The sequence below is a fragment of the Paracidovorax oryzae ATCC 19882 genome (assembly GCF_000687165.1).
In the GTDB taxonomy this organism is placed as follows: Bacteria; Pseudomonadota; Gammaproteobacteria; order Burkholderiales; family Burkholderiaceae_C; genus Paracidovorax; species Paracidovorax oryzae.
In genome coordinates, this window is record NZ_JMKU01000009.1 from 84,806 (window position 1) to 105,984 (window position 21,179).

The following is a 21,179-nucleotide window of genomic DNA, read 5'->3' on the forward strand; positions in this document are numbered from 1 at the left end:
CAAAAAGCCTTTTTGCCAGATCCCGACATGATGAATGCCCAGGACTCCACTTCCACGCGCCCCTACCTGATACGGGCCCTGTACGAGTGGTGTACCGACAACGGCTTCACGCCCTACATCGCGGTGCGCGTGGACGATTCCGTCCAGGTGCCCCGCGAGTACGTGAAGGACGGCGAGATCGTGCTCAACATCAGCTACGACGCCACGAGCGCCCTGCAGCTGGGCAACGATTTCATCGAGTTCAAGGCCCGCTTCGGCGGCAAGCCGCGCGACATCATGGTCCCCGTGGGCCGGGTGATCGCGATCTATGCGCGCGAGAACGGGCAGGGCATGGCCTTCCCGCCGCCGGTGGACATGCTGGCACCCGGCGCGGCCGGCGGCCTGTCCACGGGGCTGCTGGATGCAGGCGCTGCACCGGAAGGCACCGTGCCGGAACCGTCCACCGACGAAGACCGGGTGGTGCAGCTGGTGCCCACCGACGGCGGCGCGGGCCCGGCGGACGAGCCGCCACGCGGCCCGGCCCCTGCCGGCGGCGGCCGCCCGTCGCTCAAGCGGGTGAAGTGATCCGGGCCGGCTCCGGCCGGCATGCCGCCGTTCCCGCCCGGGAGCGGCATGCGCGCTAGAATGCGCGTTTCGCCGATTTAGCTCAGTTGGTAGAGCAACCGCCTTGTAAGCGGTAGGTCGTCAGTTCGATCCCGACAATCGGCACCATCTTTCCCGCCGTTCGCCTTCCAGCCCCTGGCCGTCCGCATGCCGGGTCTTCAGGTTTGGATTTTCAGGCGAATGGCGTTAACCTCCCACCCCCGGCTGCGCAGATGCGCCTGCAGTGCAGGCAGCAGTTGCCGCACCTTCGCCGCCGCCGCATTGTTGCGGACCAGCAGGCACCAGGTGGCGCCCTCGATCGGTCCTGCCTGGATGGCCGGCCGCAGGGTGGCGGGAATCAGCAACTCGACGGCCCGCAGCCGCTCGCTCGAGTCGCGCGTCAGGCTCGCGAGCCGTGCCAGCGTCGGGGAATCCTCGGTGGCCTGCAGCAGCGTGACGGCGTGATGACGGCGGTTCATGGGGCAATGCGCCGCGCGGCGCGGAGAAACGAAGTGCAGTTGATTATCACGGACGCCTGGCTGGCGCGCAGCCGCGCCATCCACCTCTCGGGCCTGCGCCTGGCCGCCTTCGGGCTACTGCTGTCGGTGGCGGTGATGCTCATGGCGGCGCTGTTCTACCACTGGGTGTTCCTCCAGGGCGCCCGGGAGGGCTGGCCGGTGGTCGGCACCCTGGTGCGGCTGGCCACGCGCGATGAATCCGCCGAGCGCGACCGCTTCATGCGGGCCAACCTCGACGCCATGGCCCGCAAGGTCGGCGAGATGCAGGCGCGCATGCTGCAGCTGGAATCCCTCGGCGAACGCGTCTCCGGCCTGGCGGGCATGTCGCCCGCGGAATTCTCCCGCCCGCCGGGGCAGGGCGGGGCGCTGGTCTCCAGCCGGCCGATGGAGATGGACGAACTGCAGCACACGCTCGACGCGCTCGCCGAACTCACCGACCGCCGGGTGGACCTGCTCACCGTGGTCGAGTCCCGCCTGTTCGACCAGCACATCCGCAAGAACATGGTGCCCACGCAGGAGCCCGTGCTCGGCAAGACCGCCGGCTCGGCCTTCGGCTGGCGCATCGATCCCTTCACCGGCCAGTCGGCCCTGCACACGGGGCTGGATTTCCAGGCGGACACCGGCACGCCCATCCTGGCCGCGGCCGGCGGCGTGGTCGTGGCGCAGGAATTCCATCCGGCCTACGGCAACATGGTGGAGATCGACCACGGCAACCAACTGGTCACCCGCTACGCCCATGCCTCCCGCACCTTCGTCAAGCGCGGCGACCTCGTGCGCCGCGGCCAGAAGATCGCCGAGGTCGGCACCACCGGCCGCTCCACCGGCCCGCACCTGCATTTCGAGGTGCTGGTGCAGGGTGTGCCGCAGGACCCGCAGAAATTCCTGCATGCCGGCGCGGCCGGTGCCGCACCCGGCACGCAGGTGGCGGCGAAGGCCGCCGCGCCTCGCAGGTAAAATCCCCCGCTCCGGAATCGCTGCCCCTGGTTGCAGAACTTGCAAGCAGTGGTAGCGTCCCCCATCTGAACCCACTTCATCACTAGGGATTCGGGTCGCGCTCCCCGCGCAAGCGGGCCGCGGTCCTGTTCGCATGGCCTCCAACTTCCTCACCAAACTATTCGGCAGCCGCAATGACCGGCTCCTCAAGCAATACCGCAAGACGGTGGCCCGCATCAACGCGATGGAGCCGGAGTACGAGAAGCTGAGCGACGATGCCCTGCGCGCCAAGACGGGGGAGTTCCAGGGGCGTGTCGCCCAGGGCGAATCCCTGGACGACCTCCTGCCCGAAGCCTTCGCCGTCGTGCGCGAGGCCTCCAAGCGCGTGATGAAGATGCGCCACTTCGACGTGCAGCTGCTGGGCGGCATGGCGCTGCACCACGGCAAGATCTCCGAAATGCGCACCGGCGAGGGCAAGACCCTGACCGCGACGCTGCCGGTGTATTTGAACGCGCTCAGCGGCAAGGGCGTGCACGTGGTGACCGTGAACGACTACCTCGCCAGCCGCGATGCCCGCTGGATGGGCCGCCTCTACAACTTCCTCGGCCTCGCCGTGGGCATCAACCTGCCCCAGATGCCGCGCGAGGAGAAGCAGGCCGCCTACGCCGCCGACATCACCTACGGCACGAACAACGAATACGGCTTCGACTACCTGCGCGACAACATGGTGTACGAGGCGCACGACCGCGTGCAGCGCGCCCTCAACTTCGCCATCGTGGACGAGGTGGACTCCATCCTCATCGACGAGGCGCGCACCCCGCTGATCATCAGCGGCCAGGCGGAAGACCACACGGCGATGTACATCGCCATGAACAAGGTCGTGCCGCTGCTGGTGCGCCAGGAGGGCGAGGCCGATCCGCGCACGGGCGAGGGCGTGACCAAGCCGGGCGACTTCACCATCGACGAGAAGTCCCACCAGGTCTTCCTCACCGAGCAGGGCCACGAGACGGCCGAGCGCGTGCTCGCCGCGCAGGGCCTGATCCCCGAGGGCGCGTCGCTCTACGACCCGTCCAACATCACGCTCATGCACCACCTGTATGCGGCGCTGCGGGCCAACCACCTCTACCACCGCGACCAGCACTACGTCGTGCAGAACGGCGAGATCGTCATCGTGGACGAGTTCACGGGCCGCCTCATGTCCGGCCGCCGCTGGAGCGAGGGCCTGCACCAGGCCGTGGAAGCCAAGGAAGGCGTGGAGATCCAGGCCGAGAACCAGACCCTGGCCTCCATCACCTTCCAGAACTACTTCCGCCTCTACAACAAGCTCTCGGGCATGACCGGCACGGCCGACACCGAGGCCTACGAGTTCCAGGAGATCTACGGCCTCGAGACCGTGGTGATCCCGCCCAACCGCCCCAGCAAGCGCGACGACCAGCTCGACCGGGTGTACAAGACCACGCGCGAGAAGTACGATGCCGCCATCCAGGACATCCGCGAGTGCCATGAGCGCGGCCAGCCCGTGCTGGTGGGCACCACATCCATCGAGAACTCGGAGATCATCGACGACCTGCTGAACAAGGCCGGCCTGCCCCACCAGGTGCTCAACGCCAAGCAGCACGCCCGCGAGGCCGACATCGTGGCCCAGGCCGGCCGCGCCGGCATGATCACCATCGCCACCAACATGGCCGGCCGCGGCACCGACATCGTGCTGGGCGGCAACATCGAGAAGGAAGTGGCGGCCATCGAGGAGGACGAGTCCCTGGACGAGGCGGCGAAGCAGGCCCGCATCGCCGCGCTGCGCGAGCAGTGGGCCGCCGACAACGAGAAGGTCAAGGCGCTGGGCGGCCTGCGCATCATCGCCACCGAACGCCACGAGTCCCGCCGCATCGACAACCAGCTGCGCGGCCGCTCCGGCCGCCAGGGCGATCCCGGTTCCTCGCGCTTCTACCTGAGCCTGGACGACTCGCTCATGCGCATCTTCGCGGGCGACCGCGTGCGGGCCATCATGGAGCGCCTCAAGATGCCCGACGGCGAGGCCATCGAGGCCGGCATCGTCACGCGCAGCATCGAATCCGCGCAGCGCAAGGTCGAGGCCCGCAACTTCGACGTCCGCAAGCAGCTGCTCGAATACGACGACGTGGCCAACGACCAGCGCAAGGTCATCTACCAGCAGCGCAACGAGATCCTCGACGCGGCCGAATTGTCCGGCGTGATCGCCGGCATGCGCGAGTCCTGCCTGACCGACATCGTGCGCCAGTACGTGCCCGAGGAATCCGTGGAAGAGCAGTGGGACCTCGCCGGCCTGGAGAAGGTCCTCGCCGACGAATGGCAGATCCGTCTGCCCCTGCGGCAGGAGGTCGAGAGCGCCCAGGCGATCACCGACGAAGAGATCCTCGAAAAGGTCCTCGCCGCGGGCAATGCCGCGTTCCAGGCCAAGGTGGACATGGTGGGCGCGGAAAACTTCCACCAGTTCCAGCGGGCCGTGCTGCTGCAGAGCTTCGACTCCAACTGGCGCGACCACCTTTCCGCGCTCGACTACCTGCGCCAGGGCATCCACCTGCGCGGCTATGCGCAGAAGCAGCCCAAGCAGGAATACAAGCGCGAAGCGTTCGAGCTGTTCCGCCAGCTGATCGACCAGGTCAAGAACGAGGTCACGCGGATCCTGCTGACCGTGCAGGTGCAGTCGCCCTCGGAGCTCGACGAGGCCGCCGAGGCGCTGGAAAGCCGTGCCGAGCAGATCGCCAACGTGACCTATACGGCGCCCACCGAAACCGGCGAGCCCGAGACCCTGCCCGATCCGCGCTCGGCCGTGGCCGGCGGCGACGGCCTGAACCTGCCTGAAGGCGTGCGCATCGGCCGCAACGACCCCTGCCCGTGCGGCAGCGGCAAGAAGTACAAGCAGTGCCACGGCAAGCTGGCATGATGCCGCGCTGACCCTTTTCGCTCTCGCCGCAGGGGCCGCCACAGGCGGCCCCTGCCACATCCCCCTTCGCCCCTTTTGCTGCTTTCCAAGGAATTCCGCATGCCCGTGAACCTTTCCGCTCCCGTTGCCGCCGACCTGCACCCGGTCGCCGGCGTCCGCATCGGCGTCACCGAAGCCGGCGTCCGCAAGGCGGGACGCAAGGACGTGACCGTGTTCCTGCTGGACGAGGGCGCCACCGTGGCCGGTGTCTTCACGCAGAACCGCTTCTGCGCCGCGCCGGTCCAGGTCTGCCGCGAGCACCTCGCGCAGGGCGGCTCGGTGCGCGCCATCGTGGTCAACACCGGCAATGCCAATGCCGGCACGGGCGCCGACGGCCTGGCGCGTGCGCGTGCCACCTGCGAGGCGCTCGCCGGCCAGCTGGGCGTGCAGGCCGCCCAGGTGCTGCCGTTCTCGACCGGCGTCATCATGGAGCCGCTGCCCGTGGACCGCATCGTCGCGGGCCTGCCCGCCGCGATCGCCGATGCGCAGCCCGCGCACTGGGCGCGCGCCGCCGAAGGCATCATGACCACCGACACGCTGCCCAAGGCCTTCAGCACGCAGGTGCGGATCGGCGGCGCCACCGTCACGGTGACCGGCATCTCCAAGGGCGCGGGCATGATCCGCCCCAACATGGCCACCATGCTGGGCTTCCTCGCCACCGATGCCTGCATCGCCCCCGAACTGGTGCAGCCGCTGGTGCGCGAACTGGCCGAGGCGTCGTTCAACCGCATCACCATCGACGGCGACACCTCCACCAACGACTCGTTCGTGCTGATGGCCACGCACCGGGCGGGCAACCCGGCCATCGCATCGCTGGACAGCGCCGAGGGCGAGGCCCTGCGCGCCGCGCTGCGCGAAGTCGCCCAGAAGCTGGCCCAGGCCATCGTGCGCGACGGCGAGGGTGCCACCAAGTTCATCGCCATCCGCGTGGACGGCGGGCGCACCGCCGAGGAGTGCCGCAAGGTCGCCTATGCCATCGCCCATTCCCCGCTAGTGAAGACCGCCTTCTTTGCCAGCGACCCGAACCTGGGCCGCATCCTCGCCGCCGTCGGCTACGCCGGCATCGACGATCTGGACCAGACCCGCATCGACCTCCACCTGGACGACGTGCACGTGGCCGTGCAGGGCGGCCGCCATCCCCAGTACCGCGAAGAGGACGGCCAGCGCGTGATGAAGCAGAGCGAGATCACGGTGCGCGTGGGGCTGGGCCGCGGCGATGCCTCCGACACCGTCTGGACCTGCGACCTGAGCCACGACTACGTGACCATCAACGCCGACTACCGCTCCTGATCCTTGTTCATCCCATGAACGATCGCTTCGACCACCTCCTGCAGCGCGCCGAGCAGCTCATCGACCGCATCGAGTCGGTGCTGCCCCGGCCGCTTTCCGCACCCGACTGGAACGCCTCCGTGGCCTGGCGCTACCGCCGCCGCGGCGGCGGGCACGGCGCGCTGGAGCCCGTGCGCCATGTCGCGGGCATCGCGCTCGAAGACCTGAAGGAAATCGACGCGCAGAAGGAAAAGATCGAGCGCAACACCCGGCAGTTCGTCGAAGGGCGTCCGGCCAACAACGTGCTGCTCACGGGCGCGCGCGGCACCGGGAAGTCCTCCCTCATCAAGGCCTGCCTGCAGACCTATTGCGGGCAGGGGCTGCGGCTCATCGAGGTGGACAAGTCCGACCTGATCGACTTGCCCGACATCGTCGAGGTGGTGGCCGGCCGCCCCGAGAAATTCATCATCTACTGCGATGACCTGAGCTTCGAGGAGGGCGAGTCCGGCTACAAGGCCCTGAAGTCCATCCTGGACGGCTCCGTGGCCGCCTCGGCGCCCAACGTGCTGGTCTATGCGACCAGCAACCGCCGGCACCTGTTGCCGGAATACATGAAGGAAAACCTCAGTTACACGCATACCGCGGACGGCGAGGTGCATCCGGGCGAAGTGGTGGAAGAAAAAATCTCCCTGTCCGAGCGTTTCGGCCTCTGGGTGAGCTTCTACCCCTTCAACCAGGACGAATACCTCGCCATCGTCGCGCAGTGGCTGTCCGCGCTCGGCGTGCCGGCTGCGGCCATCGAGGCGGCGCGCCCCGCCGCGCTGGTCTGGGCGCTGGAGCGCGGCTCGCGCAGCGGCCGGGTGGCCTACCAGTTCGCGCGGGACTTCGCGGGGCGCGCCGATGGCTGAGTCCGCCGCATCCGGCGCCCAGCGCGCCCACACCGAGGTGGCGGTCGGCATCCTGTTCCGTCCCGATGGCGCCATGCTGCTGTCCACGCGGCCGGCCGGCAAGCCCTATGCGGGCTACTGGGAGTTCCCCGGCGGCAAGCTGGAGGCCGGCGAAACCGTCGAGCAGGCCCTGCGCCGCGAACTCATTGAGGAACTGGGCGTCACCATCGGCCCGGCATCCGTCTGGAAAGTCACCGAGCACGACTATCCCCATGCGCTGGTGCGCCTGCACTGGTGCAAGGTGCATGCATGGACGGGCGAGTTCGAGATGCGCGAAGGCCAGTCCATGGCCTGGCAGCACTGGCCGCTGGACGTGTCGCCGGTGCTGCCCGGCGCCTACCCGGTGCTGCAGTGGCTGGCGCAGGAGCGCGGCCTGCCGTTCGATCCGGACCTGCTGCCCAAGGCATAGCCGGGCCACGCCGCTGCGCGCGCAGTGCTGTCCCGGTCGCACCGGCAGGGGCAGGGCGGGGTGGCCTTCAGTGTTCCGGCGGACGCTGCTGGTGGTCGCCGAAGGCGTCCTCGTCGGGCGGGGCATCGGCCGCCATGCGGAAATCCTCTGCCGCCCAGGCGCCCAGGTCGATCTGCCGGCAGCGCTCGCTGCAGAACGGCCGGGACCGGTTCTCGGGCGCATACAGGCTCCTGCCCCCGCAGGTGGGGCAGTCCACCCAGAGCTGGCGGGAAGCCGGGGCCGGCGCGTCTGCCCGGCGGGAATCGTTGTCGTCGCGCGAAGTCATGGTCAAACCCTCGTGCAGGCTGCCGGTCACGCGCAGAGCGTGAGCTCGAAGGCCGCGTCTTCCTGCACCGGCTGCAGCTTGCCGTCGGCATCCTGCCGCATGAGCCGCACGGACACGATGAGCCGGTTGCCGCTGATCTCCGGCACCATGTTCCAGGCCGGGTCGATCCGCAGCCGCAGCAGCTGGAACGTGCGCCCCTGGGGCAGGGTCTGCTGGAACTGTCCGTGGTCGGCCGCCACCTTCTGCGGCATGCCCGAATCGCGCAGCAGCTTGAGCAGCACGTAGAGCGATTCCGCCAGCGGCGCGAGGTGGTTCGCCCAGCCCTCGAGATCATGCTGGCGCTTCTCGGGAGAATGGTGCTGCCAGGCGTAATACGCGGGAAGGTCGAAGCCGCAGGTGCCGCCGGGGATGCCCACGCGGCTGCGGATGCTCATCAGCCATTCGTTCTCGGTCAGGGCCTGGCCGGCCTTGCCGGTCTGCGCGTTCAGGGCCGAGAAGCAGTGATCGAGCTGGGCGACGACGCCGTCGAGCACTGCCTCGGAGATCGAGGGGTTGCCCCGGTAGCCGTCGAGCTGGTGGCGCTGCTTTTCCAGGTCCTTGAGCACATCGGACTTCAGGTCGGCCCGGGCCGCCACGTCCATGATCTCGAACAGGGTCACGAGCGCAAAATGGTGGTCCAGCGGATGCGGGCGGGGAATCAGCTCGCCCAGGCGCCGGAAGAGCTGTTCCAGCCGCAGGTAGGTTCTGAGGCGTTCGTTGAAGGGGTATTCGTAAAGAATCACGCTGCAGGGTTCCTGGGGGCGCACGGCGGGCGCCGCCAGCATCGCGCGTCCCATATCGCCCGCATCATAGCCCGAAGCCATCGGCGATTCGCCGGACCTCCGCCCGCAGGGTATCCAAAGGTATTCGGTCGTTGTGGAGCACCATGTCCGCGACGGCGCGGCGTGCGGCCCGCGGCGCCTGCGATGCGATGATGGCCCGCACGGTGTCCGGTGCCAGCCCGCTGCGGGCCTGCACGCGCGCCACCTGGGTCGCCTCGGAACAGTCCACCACCAGGATGCGGTCGAGCTGCGGCGGCCAGCGCGGCGATTCGGCCAGCAGGGGGATGTCGAACACCACGACCCTGGCGCCGCGCGCCACGGCCTGCCCGGCCTCCGCATGGATGGCCTGGGCCACCAGCGGATGGACGATCGCCTCCAGCCGCTGCCGCGCCCCGGCATCCTGGAAGGCCAGCTCCCGCATGCGGGCCCGGTCCATGGCGCCGCCGGCATCGATCATGCCGTCGCCGAAGGCACTGCGGATGGCGGGAATGGCGAGGCCGCCGGCAGCCGTCGCCGAACGGGCGATCCGGTCCGCATCCACCAGCGCGGCCCCGAACTCCTGCAGCCACTGGCCGACCGTGGTCTTGCCGCTGCCGATGCCGCCCGTCAGGCCCAGCCGCAGCGGGGTGGTGCGGGGGGACGTACTCGTCACAGGCCCATGGCCCTCATGGCACTGAACAATGCCCCCAGGAGACTTTCCACGACCGACAGGATAGTGTTCAGTATGCGGTCGGGGCCGAACAGCATGGCAGCGAGCCCGGCTCCGGCGAGGAACGGCCCGAAGGGAATGTAGCCCCCTTCCCTCAGGCCCCGGGTGAATTTCATGCCGACACCGATCAGCGCCCCGATGACCGACGACATCAGGATGATCGGCACCAGGGCCTGCCAGCCGAACCAGGCGCCCAGCGCCGCGAACAGCTTGAAATCGCCGAAGCCCATGCCCTCCTTGTTCCTGATCAGCTTGTATGCCCAGTACACCGTCCAGAGCGAGAGGTAACCCGCTGCCGCCCCGGCCACCGACGCGAAAAGCGGCACCGAGGTCCACTGGAAGGCCGAGGCCAGCAGCCCGCCCCACAGCAGCGGCAGCGTGATGTCGTCCGGCAGCAGGGTGGTATCCCAGTCGATGCAGGCCAGCGCGACCAGCGCGGCGGAGAAGGCGCACCAGGCCGCCGCCGTCGGCGTCGCGCCCCAGTGCCGCGCGCAGAACCAGAACAGCAGGCCGGTCGCGAGTTCGACGGCCGGATAGCGCGGGCTGATGCGGGTCTTGCAGGCCGAGCATTTGCCGCCCAGCCAGAGGTAGCTCAGCACCGGAATGTTCTCGTGCCACCGCACCGCATGGCCGCAGGCCGGGCACCGCGAGCGCGGCGTCACCAGGTTGAAGGGCTCCGCCTCCGGTTTCGCCGCGGCGGCCGTGGCCGTGGCGGCACCCGGTTGCGAGCGCAGGTATTCCTCGCACTCGGCGGCCCAGTCGGCCTCCATCATGCGCGGAAGGCGGTGGATGACGACGTTGAGGAAGCTGCCGATCAGCAGGCCGACGAGGCCGAACAGCGCGGCCTGCAGCCAGGGTTCGAACCCCATCAGACCACCTGTCCCAGCTTGAAGATGGGCAGGTACATCGACACCACGATGCCGCCGATGATCGTGCCCAGGAACACGATGATGATCGGCTCCATGAGGCTCGACAGCCCGGCCACCATTTCATCGACCTCTTCCTCGTAGAAGTCGGCCGCCTTGCCCAGCATGTGGTCGATCGAGCCCGACTCCTCGCCGATGGCGCACATCTGGATCACCATGGACGGGAACACGTTCGCGTTGCCCATCGCGGCCGTCAGGCTGGTGCCGGTGGAGACTTCCTGCTGGATCCTTTCGGTCGCCATGGCATACACCGAGTTGCCCGAGGCGCCCCCCACGGAGTCCAGCGCCTCGACCAGCGGAACGCCCGCCGCGAACATCGTGGAGAGGGTGCGGGTCCAGCGTGCCACGCAGGACTTGTCGATCAGGGCGCCGAAGACCGGAACGCGCAGCAGCACCCGGTCCATGAACATCTGCATCTTCTCGTTGCGCCGCCACGCCTGCATGAAGAAGAAGGCACCGCCGCCCAGCACGCCGAAGATCAGCCACCACCATTTGACGAAGATCTCGCTGACGCCCATCACGAACAGGGTCGGTGCCGGCAGGTCCGCGCCGAACGAGGTGAACACCTCCTTGAACGCAGGAATCACGAAGATCATGATGACGGTGACCACGACGAAGGCCACGATGATCACGGCCGTCGGATACATCAGTGCCGATCGGATCTTTGACTTGATGGCCTCGGTCTTTTCCATGTAGAGCGCGAGCCGGTCGAGCAGCGCTTCCAGGATACCCGCCGCCTCCCCGGCTTCCACCAGGTTGCAGTACAGGCTGTCGAAATACATCGGGTACTTGCGGAAGGCCGCATTCAGCGACGTACCGGTTTCCACGTCGGCGCGGATGTCGTTGAGCAGCTTGGTCACCGAGGCGTTGGTATTGCCGCGTCCCACGATGTCGAAGGCCTGCAGCAGGGGCACCCCGGCCTTCATCATCGTGGCCATCTGCCGCGTGAAGAGCGCGATGTCCTTCGGCTTGATCTTCTTGCCGCTGCGCATGCGGCGCTTCTTGATCTTGGTGGGCAGCACCCCCTGGCGCCGCAGCGTCGCCTGGACCTGGTTCTCGCCCAGGGCCCGGACCTCGCCGCGCACGACCTTGCCGTGGCGGTCCTTGCCTTCCCACTCGAAAACGAAATCCTTGATGTCCCTCGATGCAGCGGTTGCCATGCGGGCCCCTTGAAGATGGATTGCAGCGTTGTTATTCGTTCGTCACGGCCAGCACCTCTTCGAGCGAGGTCAGTCCGAGCCGGGCCTTGTGGAGCCCGGATTCGCGCAGCGACCGCACTCCCTCGGCCTTCGCCTGCTCCGCGATCTCCAGCGCGCTGCCGTCGCGCAGGATGATGCGCTGGATCTCCTCCGAGACCGGCATGACCTGGTAGATGCCGACACGGCCCTTGTAGCCGTTGTTGCAGGCGGAGCAGCCCACCGGGCGGTAGGTCACCCAGGAGCCGTCGATGTCCTCTTCCTTGTAGCCCGCCTCGAGCAGCGTCTCGTGGGGGATGTCCGCGGGCGCCTTGCAGGCGGGGCACAGCCGGCGGGCCAGGCGCTGCGCCGTGATCAGGATCACGCTCGACGCGATGTTGAAGGGGGCAATGCCCATGTTCCGCATCCGCGTCAGCGTCGTGGGGGCATCGTTGGTGTGCAGCGTGGACAGCACCAGGTGGCCCGTCTGGGCCGCCTTGATCGAGATGTCCGCGGTTTCCAGGTCGCGGATTTCCCCCACCATGATGATGTCGGGATCCTGCCGCAGGAACGACTTGAGCGCCGTGGCGAAGGTCAGCCCGGCCTTTTCGTTCACGTTGACCTGGTTGACGCCCGGCAGGTTGATTTCCGACGGGTCTTCCGCCGTCGCGATGTTCACCCCCGGCTTGTTCAGCAGGTTCAGGCAGGTGTAGAGCGACACCGTCTTGCCCGAGCCCGTCGGCCCCGTCACCAGGATCATGCCGTAGGGCCGGCCGATGGCATGGAGCAGGCGCTCCTTCTCCTCGGGCTCGTAGCCGAGCGCATCGATGCCCAGCTTGGCGCTGCTGGGGTCGAGGATACGGATCACGATCTTCTCGCCGAACAGCGTGGGCAGCGTGCTCACGCGGAAGTCGATCACCCGGTCCGGCCCCACCTTGAGCTTCATGCGGCCATCCTGGGGAACCCGCTTTTCCGAGATGTCCAGGCGGGAGATCACCTTGATGCGCGAGGCCAGCTTCTCCTTGATCGCGATGGGCGGCGACGCGATCTCGCGCAGCTCGCCGTCAATCCGGAAGCGGACCCGGTACTGGTGCTCGTACGGCTCGAAGTGCAGGTCGGACGCGCGCATGTTGAACGCGTCCAGCAGCATCTTGTGCAGGAACTTGACGATGGGGGCGTCTTCGACCTCCGTCGCGGCCGTGTCCTGGGCTTCGGTATTCTCCTGCGACGGCAGGTCGTCGAACTCGAAATCGCCCCCCGACACCATGCTTTCCATGGTCTCGGTCGTGGACTTGGTGGTCGCATCCACCAGCCGCACCAGCTTGTCGTACTCGGCGATGATCCAGTCCACGCCCATCTGGGTGGTGAACTTGATCTTCTCCGCAGCCTCCTGGTCGGTGGGGTCCGCCGTCGCGACGATGAGTCGGTTGTTGCGCTTGCTCAGCACGATGACCCGGTACGCCTGGCAGATCTTCGGATCCAGCACGTCGCGCGGCAGGCGCAGCGGATCGATGGCCTCGATGTCGAGCAGGGGGGCGCCGAACACCGACGACACGGTATGCGCCAGGTTGATCGGGGAGACCGAACCCGAGCCGGTCAGCTCCGCGATGAAACTGCTGCGGTTGACCTGGGACTTCCGGTAGATGTCCTCCGCCACCTTCTGGCTCAGCTGCCCGGCCGAGATCAATGCCCGCCCCAGGCCGGGCAGGGCGATACTGGAAGCATCCTTGAGGGCGTAATCGGCGTCAGCCATGTAACCAGAGGAGTCGATAGGTTGGAAAGTGAACCATCCTATCATCGCAACCGCAAAGCACCGTGGATGGCGTGCCCGGCAATGGGAGGCTTGCGGCTATTGCGCAACCGTTGCGTACGGCATGCACGGAAACGACCCCGCAGCGGGTGCTTCGCGCCGTCTTCTTCCGGGGGGCGGCGGCGGGGCACACCCGCGGGAGTGTCGTGCTTTCGCGTCACTGGCGTGCCGGCGCGGTGTCCTCCAGAAACGACAAAGCCGCGTTACCGCGGCTTTCGTTGGTTCTTGCTGCCAATGCACCAAGGAATCTGGTCGGGGTGAGAGGATTCGAACCTCCGGCCTCTACGTCCCGAACGTAGCGCTCTACCAGGCTAAGCTACACCCCGTATGTGTTTGAAGACCTGCAGCGTCTGTTCAAACGCGCCTGTCTAATAGCTGAGACGCCAATTGTAGCAAACCTTCGGTGTACTTATTGGAAGGAAGTGCGGATAGTGCGCGAATGGCTTCCTGGGCCTGGGCGGCGGCGGCGGCGCGCGTGGCCTCCAGGGCGCCGGTCTGCTTCACGATCGCCAGGATGGCGGGCAGTTCGTCGAGCGATCCCTGCTGGATGGCCGTCTCGATCAGCTGGCGCTGGGCCGCGTCCCCGCGCTGCATCGCGATGATCAGGGGCAGGGTGACCTTGCCTTCGCGCAGGTCGTCGCCGAGGTTCTTGCCCATTTCGGCGCTGTTGCCGTCGTAGTCCAGCACGTCGTCGATCACCTGGAAGGCCGTGCCCAGGGCCTTGCCGTATTCGGCGCAGGCCTCTTCGGTCCCCGCGGGCGCGCGGGCCAGCACGGCCGCGAGGCGCGCGCTGGCCTCGAACAGTTTGGCGGTCTTGGAGCGGATGACTTCCAGGTAGCCCTGTTCGTCGAGCGTCGCGTCATGGGTGTTCATGAGCTGCTGGACTTCGCCCTCCGCGATGATGTTGGTCGCCTCCGACAGGATCTGCATGACGCGCATGTCGTCCGCGTCCACCATCATCTGGAAGGCCCGCGAGTGCAGGAAGTCGCCGACCAGCACGCTCGCGGGATTGCCGAAATTCTCGTTGGCGGTGGGGCGTCCGCGCCGCATCGTGGATTCGTCCACCACGTCGTCGTGCAGCAGCGTGGCAGTATGGATGAATTCGATCACCGCCGCCAGGTTGAACCGCTGGGCCCCCTGGTAGCCGAGCGCGCCGGACATCAGCAGCAGCAGCGCCGGGCGCAGCCGCTTGCCGCCGGCGGAGATGATGTAGCGGGCAATCTCGCCGATGAGGGGGACGGAGGACTGCAGTCGGAGGCCGATGACCTTGTCCACCTCATGCATGTCTTCTGCAATCAGTGCAAGGATGGCCGAGGTATGGGGCTGGGCGGACAAGGCGAGGGCGGTCTGCGAGGTGAAAGAAGCATTATAGGAACGGCCATGCGGTGCACGGAGGACGCCGACGGGCGCCTGCAGCCTGGGCCCCGCGCAATGCCCATGTACAAGAAGGGCGACGCATGCTATAGTGCGTGGTTCCGTAAAAACGTTTTTGCGGAATCATCACTTCTCAAGAGGTTTACATGTACGCGGTCATAAAAACCGGCGGCAAGCAGTATCGCGTTGCTTCCGGCGAAAAAATCAAAGTAGAACAGATTGCTGCGGACGTAGGCCAGGAAATCGTGATCGACCAGGTTCTGGCAGTCGGCAACGGCGCTGAACTCAAGGTCGGCACGCCCCTGGTGTCCGGCGCAACGGTCACGGCCACGGTCGTGGCCCACGGCAAGCACGACAAGGTCCGCATCTTCAAGATGCGCCGTCGCAAGCACTACCAGAAACGCCAAGGCCATCGCCAGCAGTTCACCGAACTGCAAATCGGGGCGATCGCCGCTTAAGGAGCAGACACCATGGCACAGAAAAAAGGCGGCGGCTCTACGCGAAACGGGCGCGATTCCAAGCCCAAAATGCTCGGCGTGAAGGCATTCGGCGGTGAGCTGATCAGCGCCGGCTCCATCATCGTGCGCCAGCGCGGCACCAAGTTCCACCCCGGCACGAACGTCGGCGTGGGCAAGGACCACACGCTGTTCGCCCTGGTGGACGGCCACGTGTCGTTCGGCACCAAGGGTGCGATGTCCAAGCACACGGTCAACGTGACGCCCGCCTGAGCGGTTCCGTCCTGACCATGCAGTGAAGCCCCGACCTGTCGGGGCTTCGTCGTTTTGAGCTTCTGCGCCTCGGCGCGCGAGGGCTCCCGGCCGGGGCGGAATCCCCGTTTTTGTAAACTCTCTTCATGAAGTTCGTCGACGAAGCCTTTATTGACGTGGCCGCAGGGGATGGCGGCAACGGCTGTGTATCGTTCCGGCACGAGAAGTACAAGGAATTCGGCGGACCCAACGGAGGGGATGGCGGGCGCGGCGGGCATGTGTTCGCCGTGGCCGATCCGAGCCTGAACACGCTCGTGGACTACCGCTATTCCCGCCGGCACGAGGCCAAGCGCGGCGAACACGGCATGGGTTCCGACATGTTCGGCGCGGCAGGGGACGACATCACCCTCAAGATGCCGGTGGGCACCATCATCTCCGACGCGGAAACCGGCGAGGTGCTGTTCGAGCTGCTCAAGCCCGGCGAGACCATCACCATCGCCAAGGGCGGCGACGGCGGTTTCGGCAACATGCGGTTCAAGAGCGCGATCAACCGCGCCCCGCGCCAGAAGACGCCCGGCTGGCCGGGCGAGCGCCGCAACCTCAAGCTCGAGCTCAAGGTGCTGGCCGACGTGGGCCTGCTGGGCATGCCCAACGCGGGCAAATCCACCTTCATCGCCGCCGTTTCCAACGCGCGGCCCAAGATCGCCGACTACCCCTTCACCACGCTGCACCCCAACCTGGGCGTGGTGCGGGTCGGCCCGGAGCAGAGCTTCGTGGTCGCGGACATCCCGGGGCTGATCGAAGGCGCCTCGGAAGGCGCCGGGCTGGGGCACCAGTTCCTGCGCCACCTGCAGCGCACCCGGCTGCTGTTGCACGTGGTGGACCTGGCGCCGTTCGACGAGGGCGTGGACCCGGTCGCGCAGGCCACCGCGATCGTCGGCGAACTGCGCAAGTACGACGCCGAACTCTACGAGAAGCCGCGCTGGCTGGTGCTCAACAAGCTCGACATGGTGCCGGGCGACGAGCGCGCCGCGCGCGTCAAGGATTTCGTGAAGCGCTTCCGCTGGAAGGGGCCGGTGTTCGAGATTTCGGCACTCACCCGCGAGGGCTGCGAACCCCTGATCCAGGCGATCTACCAGCATGTGCGCGCCCAGCAGCAGGCCGAGCAGGTGCAGGAAGTGGTCGATCCGCGCTTCGCGGGCGACGCGCCTTCGGAGTGACGGGCAGGGCCGCCATCCCCGGTGGGTGGCGGCGCGGGGGCCGTCGTGGCGGCTGGCGCTAGGTACAAAAAAGACGGGGATACATGGTTTCGAGCATATTGCGAGATGCGCGCCGCATCGTGATCAAGGTGGGCTCCAGCCTGGTGACGAACGAGGGCCGGGGACTGGACGAGACGGCCATCACCGAATGGAGCCGGCAGATGGCCGCGCTGGTGGGTGGAACCGGCGGCCCGCGGCGCGAGGTCATCATGGTGTCCAGCGGTGCGATCGCCGAAGGCATGAAGCGGCTGGGCTGGTCCACGCGACCGAGCGAAATCCATGAACTGCAGGCCGCTGCCGCCGTCGGCCAGATGGGGCTCGCGCAGATGTACGAGACCAAGCTGCGTGAACAGGGCCTGGGCAGCGCCCAGGTGCTGCTGACCCATGCGGATCTCGCGGACCGCGAGCGCTACCTGAACGCGCGCTCCACGCTGCTCACGCTGTTGCGCCTCGGCGTGGTGCCCGTCATCAACGAGAACGACACGGTGGTCACCGACGAGATCAAGTTCGGCGACAACGACACCCTGGGGGCGCTGGTCGCGAACCTCGTGGAGGCCGATGCGCTGGTCATCCTGACGGACCAGAAGGGCCTCTACACGGCGGACCCGCGGCGCGATCCGCATGCGCAGTTCGTGCACGAGGCGGCTGCCGGCGATCCTTCCCTGGAAGCGATGGCGGGCGGCGTGGGCACCAGCATCGGCCGCGGGGGCATGATCACCAAGATCATCGCGGCCAAGCGCGCGGCCGGCTCGGGGGCCTCCACGGTGATCGCCTGGGGGCGCGAGCCGGACGTGCTGCTGCGGCTCACGCAGGGCGAGGCCATCGGCACCCTGCTGGTGGCGCAGACCGCCAAGAAGCAGGCCCGCAAGCAGTGGATGGCTGACCACCTCCAGCTGCGCGGTGCCGTGACGGTGGACGTGGGCGCGGCGGCCAAGCTGCGGCAGGAAGGAAAGAGCCTGCTGCCGATCGGCATGGTCGCGGTGGAGGGCGAGTTCTCCCGGGGCGACGTGATCGCCGTGCGCGACCCGGCAGGCGCTGAAATCGCCCGCGGGCTCGCGAACTACGCCAGCGCCGAGGCGCGGTTGCTGTGCCGCAGGCCGTCTTCGGAGTTCGAGCGGCTGCTGGGCTACAGCGCCGAACCGGAAATGGTGCACCGGGACAACCTGGTGCTGTCCGGCGGCTGAACCGCCCCCGTCGCCAAGGCAAAAGGGCGCTCCAGGGAGCGCCCTTTTTTTGTGCGGCCGTGTCAGCCGGCCGACTTCTGGATGCCGGGCATGCCCGGATCGCCATCCCCCGTCCGGGGATCGGGGTCGAAGCTGGCGCCTGGCGGCAGCTCCATGCCCGGGTGGACCAGCAGGGAGGTGGTCCGCAGCTGCGTCGTGGTGCCGAGCGCGACCTCCGGAGCGCCTTCACGTTGGCGCATGCCGCTGCGCAGGTACCGGTTGCGCTGGTCGTTGCGCGGCAGGAAGCGTGCCAGTTCGGTCAGGGCCATTTCATAGACACCGCGCTTGAACTCCACGACGACATCCAGCGGAACCCAGTAGTCGTTCCAGCGCCAGGCATCGAACTCGGGGTGGTTGGTCGCCCGGAGGTTCAGATCCCAGTCGTGGCCGACGAGCTGGAGCAGGAACCAGATCTGCTTCTGGCCCTTGTAGTGGCCGCGTGCGTCACGGCGGATGTACCGGTCTGGCACCTCGTAGCGCAACCAGTCCCTTGTGCGGGCCACCACGCGGACGTGGCACGGCTGCAGCCCCACCTCCTCGTGCAGTTCACGGAACATGGCCTGCTCGGGAGTCTCCCCTCGATCAATGCCACCTTGCGGGAACTGCCAGCTGTGGGTGCGGATCCGCTTGCCCCAGAACACCTGGTTCCTCTGGTTGAGCAGGATGATGCCGACGTTGGGCCGAAAACCGTCCCGGTCGAGCATAATCTAACCCCAATTTTTAAAACTGTATCCATTATGCACGGGCATGGGTGCGCGGCAAGCGTACCGGCCCGGATGGTGAATTCCCTCGTGCAATGAAAGCTTCCCAATTTTTCGTTTCCACCCTCAAGGAAGCCCCGGCGGACGCCGAGGTGGTGAGCCACAAGCTCATGACGCGCGCCGGGCTCATCAAGAAGCTGGGCGCCGGCATCTACAACTACATGCCCATGGGCCTGCGCGTGATCCGGAAGGTGGAAGCCATCGTGCGCGAGGAAATGAACCGTGCCGGCGCCGTCGAGGTCACGATGCCCGTGGTGCAGCCCGCGGAGTTCTGGCAGGAGACGGGCCGGTTCGACAAGATGGGGCCCGAGCTGCTGCGCATCCGGGACCGCCACGGCCGCGACTTCGTCGTGCAGCCGACCAGCGAGGAAGTGGTCACTGACATCGCGCGCCAGGAGCTGCGCAGCTACAAGCAACTGCCCAAGAACCTCTACCAGATCCAGACGAAGTTCCGCGACGAGCGCCGTCCGCGCTTCGGCCTGATGCGCGGCCGCGAGTTCATCATGAAGGACGCCTATTCCTTCGACCGCGACCAGGCAGCGGCCAAGGCCAGCTACCAAGTGATGGCGCAGGCCTACCGCCGCATCTTCGACCGCTTCGGCCTGACCTACCGCGCGGTGGCCGCCGACAGCGGCGCGATCGGCGGCGACCTGAGCGAGGAGTTCCAGGTGATCGCCGCCACGGGCGAGGATGCGATCGTCTATTGCCCGCAGAGCGACTACGCGGCGAACATGGAGAAGGCCGAGGCGCTGGCCCCGCAGGGCGCGCGCCCCGCGGCCTCGCAGGCGCTCGCCAAGACCGCCACGCCCGGCAAGAGCACCTGCGCCGACGTCGCGCAACTGCTCGGCGTGCCGCTGCAGGCGACCGTGAAATCGCTGGTGCTCGCCACCGATGAAACGAACGAATCCGGCGAGATCGTCCGCAGCCAGGTCTGGCTGTTGCTGCTGCGCGGCGACCACGACATGAACGAGATCAAGGTCGGCAAGGTGCCCGGCCTGGATGTCGGCTTCCGCTTCGCCACCGTGGGCGAGATCGAGGACCATTTCGGCTGCAAGCCGGGCTACCTCGGCCCACTGAACCTGCGCCAGCCCGTGAAGCTCGTGGTGGACCGCGAGGTGGCGGTCATGGCTGACTGGATCTGCGGCGCCAACGAGGTGGGTTTCCACATGACCGGCGTGAACTGGGGCCGCGACCTGCCCGAGCCGGACGTGGTGGCCGACCTGCGCAATGTCGTGGCGGGCGATCCGTCCCCGGACGGCAAGGGCACGCTGGCGATCGAGCGCGGCATCGAGGTGGGCCACGTGTTCTACCTGGGCACCAAGTACAGCAAGGCGATGAACGCGACCTTCCTCGGCGAGGACGGCAAGCCGGCCTTCTTCGAGATGGGTTGCTACGGCATCGGCATTACCCGCCTGCCCGCGGCGGCCATCGAACAGAACCACGACGAGCGTGGCATCATCTGGCCGGACGCGATCGCGCCGTTCACGGTGGTGGTGTGCCCGATCGGCATGGACCGCAGCGACGAGGTGCGCGCGGCGGCCGAGAAGCTGCATGCCGACCTGCTCGCGGCCGGCGTGGACGTGATCCTGGACGACCGCGGCGAGCGCCCGGGCGCGATGTTCGCCGACTGGGAGCTCATCGGCGTGCCGCACCGCGTGGTGCTGTCCGACCGGGGCCTCAAGGAAGGCCAGGTCGAGTACCAGCACCGCCGGGACGCGGCGGCGACCAAGGTGGCGTCGGCCGATATCTTTGCCTTCATCAAGGATCGAATCAAGGTATGAACTGGGGTGGTGGGGTGAGGGGCGGGTCGCCCGGCAGGGGCCTGTCCCGGCGGGCGTGCGTGCTGGCCGGTGCGTCCTCAGGATTGGCCGGGTGGCTCGGCGTGCCTGCGACCGCCCATGCGGGCGGGCAGCTGGAAGAGCCGCTCATGGATTCGGTGCGCACCGCGCTCACGTCCGCGATCGCCAACCAGGCTCCGCCCGAGCCGAATTTCTCGACCACGGAAGCCCGGCTGCACTACCTGCGCTGGCTCGGCACCATGAGCGACCGCCTGCGGCGCCGCAAGCCCGACTGGGAAGTGCGCCGCGACTTCCTGCAGACCGTGTGGTATGAGTCCAAGCGCGCGGGCCTCGATGTTTCGCTCGTGCTCGGGCTCGTGCAGGTGGAGAGCGCATTCCGCAAGTACGCAGTCTCGAGCGTGGGCGCGCGCGGCTACATGCAGGTGATGCCGTTCTGGACACGCGTCATCGGCGACGGCGATGCGAGCAAGCTGTTCCACATGCAGACCAACCTGCGCTTCGGCTGCGTGATCCTGCGCCACTACCTGGACCGCGAGCGGGGCGACCTGTTCATGACGCTCGGTCGCTACAACGGCAGCCGCGGGCGTTCGCCGTACCCGGATGCGGTGTTCGCGGCGCAGCGCAACTGGCTGTTCGAGGAGCGCGTCCGGTCCGCCTGAGCGGGCCGATG

21 protein-coding genes and 2 tRNA genes are annotated in these 21,179 nt (G+C 67.5%); 13 read left to right on the forward strand and 10 right to left on the reverse strand.

Annotated elements, in window-relative coordinates; translation table 11 throughout:
- The first annotated feature begins 30 nt into the window (after window positions 1–30).
- Entirely contained in the window at window positions 31–564 is a 534-nt protein-coding gene (locus T336_RS0108915; protein WP_026432281.1) for a ClpXP protease specificity-enhancing factor, read from the forward strand.
- Between the two features lie 71 nt (window positions 565–635).
- Window positions 636–711 (forward strand) — tRNA-Thr (locus T336_RS0108920).
- A 50-nt stretch (window positions 712–761) separates the two neighbouring features.
- Here T336_RS0108920 and T336_RS0108925 read toward each other — a convergent pair.
- A complete protein-coding gene (locus tag T336_RS0108925) occupies window positions 762–1,061 on the reverse strand; it encodes a hypothetical protein (RefSeq protein WP_026432282.1) in 300 nt (99 codons plus the stop codon).
- 6 nt (window positions 1,062–1,067) lie between these two features.
- On the opposite strand from T336_RS0108925, the gene T336_RS0108930 reads away from it, so the two are divergent.
- From T336_RS0108930 to T336_RS0108950, 5 genes are all read left to right on the forward strand, one after another.
- Window positions 1,068–2,054: a M23 family metallopeptidase gene (locus T336_RS0108930; protein WP_026432283.1), complete on the forward strand. Its 987-nt coding sequence runs from the start codon at window positions 1,068–1,070 to the stop codon at window positions 2,052–2,054.
- Window positions 2,055–2,187: 133 nt separating this feature from the next.
- A complete protein-coding gene (gene secA / locus T336_RS0108935) occupies window positions 2,188–4,956 on the forward strand; it encodes a preprotein translocase subunit SecA (protein ID WP_026432284.1) in 2,769 nt (922 codons plus the stop codon).
- 99 nt (window positions 4,957–5,055) lie between these two features.
- Window positions 5,056–6,285, forward strand: coding sequence for a bifunctional glutamate N-acetyltransferase/amino-acid acetyltransferase ArgJ (argJ, locus tag T336_RS0108940; RefSeq protein ID WP_026432285.1), 1,230 nt, complete (start codon window positions 5,056–5,058; stop codon window positions 6,283–6,285).
- A 14-nt stretch (window positions 6,286–6,299) separates the two neighbouring features.
- The gene (locus tag T336_RS0108945; protein WP_026432286.1) at window positions 6,300–7,172 is read left to right on the forward strand and encodes an ATP-binding protein; all 873 of its coding nucleotides are present in this window, start codon (window positions 6,300–6,302) and stop codon (window positions 7,170–7,172) included.
- Window positions 7,165–7,620 (forward strand): NUDIX domain-containing protein, encoded by a 456-nt coding sequence (locus T336_RS0108950; RefSeq protein ID WP_019702178.1) that lies wholly within the window; start codon window positions 7,165–7,167, stop codon window positions 7,618–7,620. The genes T336_RS0108945 and T336_RS0108950 overlap by 8 nt, the downstream gene beginning before the upstream one ends.
- A 67-nt stretch (window positions 7,621–7,687) precedes the next feature.
- Here the strand turns inward: T336_RS0108950 and T336_RS0108955 are convergent, their stop codons facing one another.
- The 8 genes from T336_RS0108955 to T336_RS0108990 form a co-directional block, all read right to left on the reverse strand.
- A complete protein-coding gene (locus T336_RS0108955) occupies window positions 7,688–7,945 on the reverse strand; it encodes a DNA gyrase inhibitor YacG (protein WP_026432287.1) in 258 nt (85 codons plus the stop codon).
- A gap of 26 nt (window positions 7,946–7,971) precedes the next feature.
- Window positions 7,972–8,727 (reverse strand): cell division protein ZapD, encoded by a 756-nt coding sequence (zapD, locus tag T336_RS0108960; protein WP_026432288.1) that lies wholly within the window; start codon window positions 8,725–8,727, stop codon window positions 7,972–7,974.
- 64 nt (window positions 8,728–8,791) lie between these two features.
- The gene (gene coaE, locus T336_RS0108965) at window positions 8,792–9,418 is read right to left on the reverse strand and encodes a dephospho-CoA kinase (protein ID WP_026432289.1); all 627 of its coding nucleotides are present in this window, start codon (window positions 9,416–9,418) and stop codon (window positions 8,792–8,794) included.
- Window positions 9,415–10,344, reverse strand: coding sequence for a prepilin peptidase (locus T336_RS24940; RefSeq protein ID WP_051647103.1), 930 nt, complete (start codon window positions 10,342–10,344; stop codon window positions 9,415–9,417). The genes coaE and T336_RS24940 overlap by 4 nt, the downstream gene beginning before the upstream one ends.
- The gene (locus T336_RS0108975) at window positions 10,344–11,561 is read right to left on the reverse strand and encodes a type II secretion system F family protein (RefSeq protein WP_019702173.1); all 1,218 of its coding nucleotides are present in this window, start codon (window positions 11,559–11,561) and stop codon (window positions 10,344–10,346) included. Before T336_RS0108975 ends, T336_RS24940 begins: the two co-directional genes overlap by 1 nt.
- Before the next feature lie 31 nt (window positions 11,562–11,592).
- Complete coding sequence (pilB, locus tag T336_RS0108980; protein ID WP_026432290.1) at window positions 11,593–13,329, reverse strand: type IV-A pilus assembly ATPase PilB; 1,737 nt, start codon at window positions 13,327–13,329, stop codon at window positions 11,593–11,595.
- 306 nt (window positions 13,330–13,635) lie between these two features.
- A tRNA-Pro gene (locus T336_RS0108985) sits at window positions 13,636–13,712 on the reverse strand.
- A gap of 28 nt (window positions 13,713–13,740) precedes the next feature.
- Window positions 13,741–14,721, reverse strand: coding sequence for a polyprenyl synthetase family protein (locus T336_RS0108990; protein WP_026432291.1), 981 nt, complete (start codon window positions 14,719–14,721; stop codon window positions 13,741–13,743).
- A 185-nt stretch (window positions 14,722–14,906) separates the two neighbouring features.
- On the opposite strand from T336_RS0108990, the gene rplU reads away from it, so the two are divergent.
- The 4 genes from rplU (at window position 14,907) to proB (ending at window position 17,910) form a co-directional block, all read left to right on the forward strand.
- Entirely contained in the window at window positions 14,907–15,218 is a 312-nt protein-coding gene (rplU, locus tag T336_RS0108995; protein WP_011796717.1) for a 50S ribosomal protein L21, read from the forward strand.
- A gap of 12 nt (window positions 15,219–15,230) precedes the next feature.
- Window positions 15,231–15,488 carry a 50S ribosomal protein L27 gene (gene rpmA / locus T336_RS0109000; RefSeq protein ID WP_013595975.1) on the forward strand — a complete coding sequence of 86 codons (258 nt, stop codon included), beginning with the start codon at window positions 15,231–15,233 and terminating at the stop codon, window positions 15,486–15,488.
- Between the two features lie 125 nt (window positions 15,489–15,613).
- Entirely contained in the window at window positions 15,614–16,687 is a 1,074-nt protein-coding gene (gene cgtA, locus T336_RS0109005) for an Obg family GTPase CgtA (protein WP_019702164.1), read from the forward strand.
- Between the two features lie 83 nt (window positions 16,688–16,770).
- Complete coding sequence (gene proB / locus T336_RS0109010; RefSeq protein ID WP_026432292.1) at window positions 16,771–17,910, forward strand: glutamate 5-kinase; 1,140 nt, start codon at window positions 16,771–16,773, stop codon at window positions 17,908–17,910.
- A 62-nt stretch (window positions 17,911–17,972) separates the two neighbouring features.
- Here the strand turns inward: proB and T336_RS0109015 are convergent, their stop codons facing one another.
- On the reverse strand, window positions 17,973–18,653 hold the full coding sequence (locus T336_RS0109015) for an RNA pyrophosphohydrolase (protein WP_026432293.1): 681 nt from the start codon (window positions 18,651–18,653) through the stop codon (window positions 17,973–17,975).
- 92 nt (window positions 18,654–18,745) lie between these two features.
- Between T336_RS0109015 and T336_RS0109020 the strand changes: the two genes are divergently transcribed.
- The gene (locus tag T336_RS0109020; RefSeq protein ID WP_026432294.1) at window positions 18,746–20,491 is read left to right on the forward strand and encodes a proline--tRNA ligase; all 1,746 of its coding nucleotides are present in this window, start codon (window positions 18,746–18,748) and stop codon (window positions 20,489–20,491) included.
- Window positions 20,488–21,168: a lytic transglycosylase domain-containing protein gene (locus T336_RS0109025; protein ID WP_019702160.1), complete on the forward strand. Its 681-nt coding sequence runs from the start codon at window positions 20,488–20,490 to the stop codon at window positions 21,166–21,168. The genes T336_RS0109020 and T336_RS0109025 overlap by 4 nt, the downstream gene beginning before the upstream one ends.
- Window positions 21,169–21,179 lie beyond the last annotated feature (11 nt).